The organism is Leptospira interrogans (assembly GCF_900156205.1).
Classification (GTDB): Bacteria; Spirochaetota; Leptospiria; order Leptospirales; family Leptospiraceae; genus Leptospira; species Leptospira interrogans.
Genome location: NZ_FTNA01000011.1, coordinates 86,851 through 95,211, shown reverse-complemented (window position 1 = coordinate 95,211; position 8,361 = coordinate 86,851). Strand labels below are relative to the sequence as shown.

At 33.8% G+C, this 8,361-nt stretch carries 7 protein-coding genes and 1 pseudogene; 5 read left to right on the top strand and 3 right to left on the bottom strand.

Going from position 1 to position 8,361, the window contains the following annotated elements:
* The 4 genes and pseudogenes from BW942_RS10860 to BW942_RS10845 all read left to right on the top strand — a co-directional run.
* The coding region (locus BW942_RS10860; RefSeq protein WP_000311715.1) for a hypothetical protein at positions 1–523 on the top strand (523 nt) is incomplete at its 5' end.
* A 3-nt stretch (positions 524–526) separates the two neighbouring features.
* Positions 527–2,683 carry a hypothetical protein gene (locus BW942_RS10855; RefSeq protein WP_000523717.1) on the top strand — a complete coding sequence of 719 codons (2,157 nt, stop codon included), beginning with the start codon at positions 527–529 and terminating at the stop codon, positions 2,681–2,683.
* A gap of 11 nt (positions 2,684–2,694) precedes the next feature.
* Positions 2,695–4,119, top strand: coding sequence for an MBOAT family O-acyltransferase (locus BW942_RS10850; protein ID WP_000898552.1), 1,425 nt, complete (start codon positions 2,695–2,697; stop codon positions 4,117–4,119).
* Between the two features lie 197 nt (positions 4,120–4,316).
* Positions 4,317–5,454: pseudogene (locus BW942_RS10845) on the top strand (hypothetical protein).
* 136 nt (positions 5,455–5,590) lie between these two features.
* On the opposite strand, the gene BW942_RS10840 reads toward BW942_RS10845, so the two are convergent.
* The 3 genes from BW942_RS10840 to BW942_RS10830 all read right to left on the bottom strand — a co-directional run bounded on the left by BW942_RS10840 (position 5,591) and on the right by BW942_RS10830 (position 7,416).
* Complete coding sequence (locus BW942_RS10840) at positions 5,591–6,025, bottom strand: hypothetical protein (protein ID WP_000797254.1); 435 nt, start codon at positions 6,023–6,025, stop codon at positions 5,591–5,593.
* 450 nt (positions 6,026–6,475) lie between these two features.
* Positions 6,476–6,658 carry a hypothetical protein gene (locus BW942_RS21750; protein ID WP_001012327.1) on the bottom strand — a complete coding sequence of 61 codons (183 nt, stop codon included), beginning with the start codon at positions 6,656–6,658 and terminating at the stop codon, positions 6,476–6,478.
* Positions 6,659–6,726: 68 nt separating this feature from the next.
* Positions 6,727–7,416, bottom strand: coding sequence for a DNA alkylation repair protein (locus BW942_RS10830; protein ID WP_000653730.1), 690 nt, complete (start codon positions 7,414–7,416; stop codon positions 6,727–6,729).
* A 699-nt stretch (positions 7,417–8,115) separates the two neighbouring features.
* Here BW942_RS10830 and BW942_RS10825 point away from each other — a divergent pair.
* Positions 8,116–8,337, top strand: a complete 222-nt coding sequence (locus tag BW942_RS10825; protein ID WP_002084014.1) for a hypothetical protein — start codon at positions 8,116–8,118, stop codon at positions 8,335–8,337.
* Positions 8,338–8,361 lie beyond the last annotated feature (24 nt).

The following is an 8,361-nucleotide window of genomic DNA, read 5'->3' as shown; positions in this document are numbered from 1 at the left end:
TTCTTTAGAAGATGAAGAAGCAAACGAACCGATTGCATTTTCTGATGAAGAACTAGGAAATTTACTCGCCTCTGGAAATGAAGAGTCGGAAGACAAAATTGGATCGGACATACCGAAAGTAGAAACAGAAGAAGATCTAAGTGAAATCTTAGGGGAACTGCCACCGGTTTCGGATTTGGACGCTTTTGATTCGATTGATGAAGACGTTTCAAAAGAAGAGGAAGTTTCTACAATTGTTCCTACATTGGAGTCTGTAAAAGACCAAGAGATGATCATCGTATTGGACGAATACGCTGACGAAGAAGAGTCTTCTCCAATTGAGGAGTTACGTAAAACACCCGATCAAACGGAAGCTATTGTCGGAGAACTTTCGGGGGACGTTCCTTCTAAGGATGAAATGAAACGTATTATGACATATCTGGACGAATTGTTAGGTAATCTACCAGATGATCTCATTCGAGAATTTTCTCGTTCCGATTATTTCGAACTTTATAAAAAACTAATGAAGCAGATCGGTGTATGACCGATGGGATTGTTGGAAAGAGTCAGTAAGTTAGTCCGATCGGATTCTTCGAGAATTTCCACTTCGACATCTTCAGCAGAAGAAAAAAAGTCACTGCTCAAAAAATCTGAAGCGTTTCAGCGTAAACCTGGCTTTTTACAAAAAGCACTCGGTATGAGAAAGGAACTCACGGAAGAGGCGGCTATTTCGGTTCCATCTTTTGAAAATAAGTTGCAGGCTTCCTCTAAAGAATCCGTTGATTTTGAAGAATCCAATTCTGAGGAGCTTTCTATTCCTGAGTTAGACGAAATTTCGTTGGATGCAAATGAACAGGAAGAGTTTTCTGATTCTGATCTTTCTATTTCCGAAGACCTTGTCGAAAAAGATTCAGCCTTTGATGAAATTGATTCGCAGGAATTATCTCAAGATGAAAATGATATTTCTATAGATGACCTTTTCAAAGATGAAACAACTTCTTCATTGGATCAAGAAATTGTCGATTCCGATAAACTTTCGATACAAGACCAGAATGAAAAAGAAACATCATCTAATGATGACATAACGTCTTTGGAAGAGGCTCCTTTCGATGATTGGGTTAAAGAGGCAGAACAGGAGGCGCGTCGAACCCTTCCTAAAAAAGATCCAAACGTTTCCGCTTCTGAAAAGGATGGGTTTTTATTTGATGACGATTCTAATTTTGCTACTTCTCCTATAGATCTTCAGATCGCTTCTCGAAAAAAATTGGAGAATTATATTTCTGTTTTTGAAATCAGTAAGGAGATAGGAATCTCTACAGACTTTGCGAACTTTTTTGAAAATCTGTTGTTTTCTATTATGGGACAGATTGGTTCCGAATCGATTGGGATCTTTTCTTCTAAGAATGGAAATCAAGATTTTTTTCGTTTGGAAGATTACCAAGGTGAGAACTTCAATCAAGAATGGACTATTTCTTCGGAAGAGGAAATCTATCACGCGGTGCATAACGCTGGATCGGTTCTTTATGCTAAAGAACTTTTAAAGCCAGCTCTTCCTGCTAAGGAACGAGAGATTATTCAGCAATCGGAAGCTGAACTTTTAGTTCCGATTCGAACTACGGAAGAGTTCTTTGGAATCATTCTTCTAGGCAAAACAATTAGTGGAGAAGATTATACAATTGAAGATCTTGAATTTTTAAAGATCATCGGAGAAATCGCTGGTTCCGTATATAAAAGAATTTATGATACTGAATTACTTCATCAGGAAAATCAAAATCTAAAAGAAACGGTTCGAGCTAACGAGTTGATCATTTCGCTTGCTAGGGATTTTTCTTCTGTCCGTAGTATGGATGAAGCCTATGATAAATTATTTTCTGCATTTCGAGAAGAATTAAAAGTTCGTCGTGCTACGTTTATGATTTTGGAAAACAAAAACGAATTCCGAGTATTTGCTTCTAATTTACTCACTCCAGAACACGTAGGAAGTTTTAGACTTTCTTTGGAAAGTTCGATTGTAGGAATCGTTTCTAATATTCCAGGTGTGTTTAGAATTGAAAATTTTAGAAAACATCCCGAGCTTGTACAGAAATTATCCAATGACGAACTTGGACTTATGACTGATTTTATAGTGATCCCTTTGATCAATCTACATTGGCTTGTTGGAATGTGGATCGTTCATGAAACTGAAGTTCCTTGGACGGATTCTGATCGAGAAACTGCCGTTGGAATTTCAGAGGTGCTTGCGCCCGTTTTTTCAAATTTATTACTCGTTCAGGAAAGAGATTCGGTATTTAAGGATCCGTTTAGTCCGGTTGAGGAAAAAATAGAAGAGATGATTTTGAAATCTACCAGATTAGGGAACTGTTTTAGTTTAACTATATTCAAAATTCAGAATATATCTAGAATGGTAAAATTAAAAGGTTCAGGATTTTTTGTAAACTATAGTGAGGAACTTAGGAAGGCCATTCAAGATAATTTATCCGAAGTAGATTTTCATTATCGGATCGGACAGGGAAAATACGCTATGATTCTGGACGGAAAGGATCGGGAAGAAACACAGGTCCTCATTCGTAAAATTAAAAATCGCCTTGTTGAAGTGGACCGTAGATCCAAGGATTTTCAGACTTCTGTTGTGCAACATACTCTTTGTTATCCTGCGGATACAAAAGAAAAAGAAAGAATTTTAGAATTACTCGAAGAGTCTTAGATCGATAGAGAATGTTATTCAATTCTCTGAATTTTCTCCTTTTTTTTATAAGTTTTTGTTTCATCTATTTTCGCCTCGGTTTGAAAGGACAGAACTATTTTTTGTTTTTTGGAGGTTTGTTTTTTTACGGTTATTGGAAACCGGAGATGGTTTTACTTTTGTTCTTTTGTATTTCTTTTAATTTTGCAGGGGGAATTTGGCTTGGTAAAACGTCTGCGGGAATTTACGGAAAACGAATCTTTGTTTTTTTAATTGTTTTGAATCTGGGAATTCTGATCTTTTTTAAGTATATTCTTTTTTTCTTAAGTGTTTGGAATGATTCTCTGGGAGTTTTGTTTCCATTTTCGATTCTTCCCATTCCAGAAATTTTATTGCCGATAGGAATTTCCTTTTATACGTTTCACAATATCAGTTATCTTTCGGATATTCGATCCGGAAAAATAGTTCCTTGTTCCAATTTTATTCGTTTTGGAGTTTATGATTTATTTTTTCCATTGTTGTTAGCTGGACCTATCGAAAGACCGGATTCCTTATTACCTCAGATCGAAAAGGAACGAGTAGTAGATCAAAACGATTTTGTTTCCGGAGCGATTCTATTTTTTTGGGGAATATTTAAGAAGGTGTTTGTAGGAGATCATCTTTTATTTTTTACCAATAAGGTAATGGAACCTGGAATGTCTCTTCCCTCTGGTATGATATTTTGGATCGCATTTTCTTTTGCGTTTCAGGTTTATGCCGACTTTAGCGGATACACGGATGGGGCACGTGGGCTTGCAAAGATGTTAGGTTTTAAACTTTCCTTAAACTTTAATTTTCCTTTTATCTCGTCTAACCCTTCCGAATTTTGGAAACGATGGCATATCTCTCTTTCTACTTGGTTAAGGGATTATCTTTATATTCCTTTGGGTGGAAATAGGATTTCTTTGTTTCGTCAAAATGTAAATTTGATGATCGTTTGGATTTTAGGGGGACTTTGGCACGGGGCTACATACGGGTATTTGGTATGGGGATTTTATTGTGGTTTGCAGGTTGTGCTCTATAATATAGTTCAAAAATATTTTTTAAATTTAATTAATAATAATATTAAAATTTTAAAATATTCTATAAAGCTAATTGGAGTTTTTTTGACGTTCTGGATGTTTGCTTTTGGATTACTTTTGTTTCAGGTGCATTCTCCAGGAGAACTTTGGAGTTTAGCCGGAAACGCATTTGGAGGATTTTACTGGAATTCCGTGTTTGCGGCTAAATTGTTTTTTCTTTGTTTTCCTTTGTTTTGTGTGGAATTTTGGATGATTGTTTGGGGAGGAACCGATTTATTTTTAGAGAAGATCGTTGCAACACGATATAGCTGGATTTTGTTTTCTTTTGGGATTGGTATTTTATTTTGCCTCTTTGGAGTTTTTGAAAAAAAAGAGTTCTTTTACTTTCAGTTTTAAGATGGTTCCCAAGCTTAAGATTTTGTCGAGTTGTTAACAAAATGTAGTAGTTCACACGGATATTTAAGGAAGGTTGGGTAATACATAGTTGTATTTATGAAAGTTAGAAGTTGTAGAACAATGTTTGAGGTTATTACGAAAAAAAAATATTCTAAAAGAATAATGTTTCTAGTGATCTAAGATTTAGGGGTTTTACTTTGAAAAAAATAAACGTTATATCTGGCTTTCATCTGAATTTGGTAAGAAATAAGATTTTTGGATTAGTCATTTGTACTCTATCTATTATAATGTTCCAATTAATATTATTTCCATATTTATTATTTTTTCAGGAAAAAAATTCTTTTCTATATGATCGATTATCTCATTTGAATTCTTTTTTATATACGAAATCTAATTTAAATAGTGAAGCACCGATTGTATTTATAGGAGATAGTCAGATACTTTCTGGAATTCATCCCCAAGAATTGGAAATAAAAATTGGTCGCCCCATTTGGTTTTTACCCAGACCATCCGAACAACCAGAAGGAATGTTGTTACGATGGAAAGAATACGAACAAAAGATAAAAATCAAACCTTCTTTGGTGGTCGTAAACGGTTCCGTGTTTTCGATTGCGGATATGGACGTGGCGAGCGCTCACAGAACTTTAGAGTTGAACTATGATTCTTTTCATTTTGAAATTTTTACAAAAACAATTTTTAGAAACTTCTATTTAAAGAATATTTCTTCGGGACTTTATTATCTTTTAGGAAGAATATTTCCTTTTTTACGTTTGAATGCGTCTGTTTCTACAACTTTGAAAATTATAGGAGAAGGAGACGAATTTAGTTATTCTGAAAAAAAAATTGAGAACCTTCTTTCTGGAAATCCAATTGAAAAATGGAGATTTAATCTTAATAGGAATCGTTTTCTAGAAATAGAATATTCAAAAAATAAAGGATACTTGGATTGGGGAAAAGAGCTGTCTTACGATGGTGTTTGTGTTCCAAATAAAAACTCGATTCCCCCTTCCTCCAAACGCAGAAGCCGCTTTGAATAAAACGCGAGTATCTTCTTTAAACGCCTGGAGAGAGTTATTTTCTTATTTAAAGTCTCAAAATGTTCCGATCTTGGCGATTTCTATTCCGTTTCGCCCCGATTTTGAAAAAAAAATTTCGACACTTACTTTAATGCCTCTTTGGGAATCTATTCTTATGGAAGAAACAATTCCTTATTGGAAGGTCGAAGATTTTTTGTTTGAGCAGAGTGATTTCGGTGATTATACTCATTTGAATACTTGTGGAATGAAGAAGTTCGTCCCGGTTTTGGCGGAAAGGATTTCTAATTTTAATTTATAGTTACTGATTTCTATAAAATTGAGTATCGTAAATTTTAGTTACAAAATCTTATTTTAAAACAAAATACTGGGTACTGTGTTGTATGGTTTTGAATAGGTGAACCATCGAAAGAATATGGGAGCCGATTGAAATTATATTATTTTTCTATAATAATTGTTTTTTTAATATTCCAAATTTCGTTTTTGTTAAGCTCGAGGAAAAAGGTAGCATAGAGTCCTTCGATTTGATATTCTATTGTAGTTTTTGTATGACGACCGTTTGTTTGAAAGCTCAGAAAACGAATATGGGGTCGAGAGCCAATTTTAGTATCGGGAAGGATTTGTACGGGCCTTTCGAATTTGGAAAGTTTTATGTTTGGTTCTAGTAAATGATCCGAAAGAATCAAGGGTAAGCGGTCTTTCACTTCCGGATGAAGAAATTTGGCGATTTCTGAATGGTTAATCACCAAGGAGACTACCGATTTCGGAATTTTAACCTGAGAAGATTGGCTTATCTGGTAAGAAGTCCAGATAGAAATCGAAATAAAGAGAATCAGACCGAATATTTGACAACGGTATATTCTATTTTTCATTTTGTAAATTGAAATAAGCCCTTAAATTTTTAAGGTTTATCTTGTAGGTCTGTTCCTTTTGGGTCAACCATTTTAATACTAATTATTTATGCTCGAATACTTGTCAATTGGGTTGCATTTTATAAGTTTACTGATTAATATATTAGTATATTATAAATTATAATATTAATAAAAAAATGAAGTTTTGGGCGTCTTATTATATGGTTTTTAGTTTTATATCAGAATCTGTCCCAAAAGAAACTCAACATCTCGTTCGATAAGTTTTGGGACACGCGGTAAGTTGAATTGATTCTCTTTTGCGCCTTTGATGACTGAAACAATTGGCACCGTTTAAATTTAGTTATTTTTTAAAATATGAAAAACATTAAAAAACCTTCGCAATTCTCTATTGTTTAACGTAAATTCGGCATAACGCGAAAGGGATCGATGCGAGGTTAAGTTATTGGTATTTTATAAAAATTGAATCTGATTTTGGAATTTCGCAATAACTTGACCAGAGCGGAGAGCCCGGTCCGACTGCCTATGGCAGTCGGATTCGCCCAGATTTTTAACCGTCGAACTCACGTTATTTAGAATTGTATAAAATAGTTTCAATTTTTTAAACTGAAATAGAACTCTAAAATAAAAATTCAATTGGACGATACTTTGTTTTCAACTTTATAGAGATTCCAAATATAAAATCTCTTAATTGTATTCTTCGTTTAACAGCGGGCTGTCTTTTTTTTATTTCCTATTTTTCCCATATTCTCCATCTTTAAAATGTATTCAGAAGCATTCGGAACTTTGCAGGCAGTTTTACCCATCATCACTTCTACTTTCCCAATTTTCTGGGCGATTTCTAAAGCTTCTTTAGAAAGAGGGGAATAAAAACCTCCGACCGCAATTACAAAACCGTTCATACAGTATTTTACTCGATTTTGAGATTTATGAATTTTAAATTCTACTCTTTTGAGCAGTTTAGAAACTTCTTTAGAATCAATTTGATCGTTCGGAAGGATTGATAACAAACTGGAGAAAGTGCTCCATCCGGAAGAAGAGATACTTTCTTTTTCCGATTCGATCCACTCTCTTGCGAGTTCTAAACCGTATTTACTTTCTGCTGCAATCCAAGCAACTGTACATTCGCTGATCATAGGAGAAGTGGAATTTTTTACCCAAAACTGCAGATCTTTTTTTTGAATTTCTTTTTCGTCTGCGATTAGTCCTGCTAGATACATAGCGTCTGCATTTCCGGTTTTATAAAGTTCTAATGAAAGTACGTTGTTTTTTTTAATTTTTTTCTGAATTTTTTTGAGATCGGCTATCTTAACTCCGAAAAGTGGCTCTTGAGCTCCGTGATTAATAAATATCTTTTTGACGGATGGTGTTCCCATTTTCTCTAAATCTTTCATAATTTGCTCTATATTCATATTATAATATCCTACTTTTTGAATGTTTTTGATTAGTCATTAATTATATCATGTTGGAAATATTCGTATTTCATTTTTGAATGTATGGACAAAAAATTAATTCTTGGACCGACCAGAATTTCATTTGTACTTTTTTTTGAAAGATATTTTTAAAATCAAGTTAGTTTGTCGGAATAAATTTGATTCTTTATTTTGTGGGAACTCTCGTGTTTTCTGATGAATAACAAATCTGATTTCAATACGTCGTCTAAAAGTTGGTTTTCTAAAATAATATAGCGCTTAGAATCAATAGTCTTTGAATCCTCAATAAAAAGTGGTAGTTCCCACAAAAGTTGTCGTATTAGATGATTTATAGTTTTTTAGCATTCTTTTTGTTATTATCATTTTTGTATGAGTTCCCACATTTTTGTAAAACTAAAACGTCTCACTTCTATAGTCGCTCGAAGTAACTCAGAAAACACTTCTCTATGGATCGGTGTTTAGGTTTTGGAACAAAATCTAAATAAAACAATATAAAGTTCATTTAATAAATCAAATTTTTACCTACAAAAACAAAACATATATTTTGATTGCAAAAAAATCGAACCAAAAAAGAGCTTCGCTTTCAATTGGATTGTTAAATGGACATTCTTGAAAACGTTCGAGGGAATCCAACATGAACTTATTTTTTAGAGAATTAAAATGTTAAGAATTATTTATTTTTTAATTACGTCCTTGTTGGTTCTTCCCATAAATGCGGAAGAGATAGATCTTATCAATAAATCCATTCTGAAAATTGCAGATTCTTCCGCTTCAAAAGAAGGAGATAAAATGCAATTCGAAGTTTTATCTATGAATCACGGGGTATCTATGCCTCTTATGGCAGAGGGACCTAACGGCCTATCAAGACTATACGATAACTAAGAACCGGTCTCAAAACTACCTATC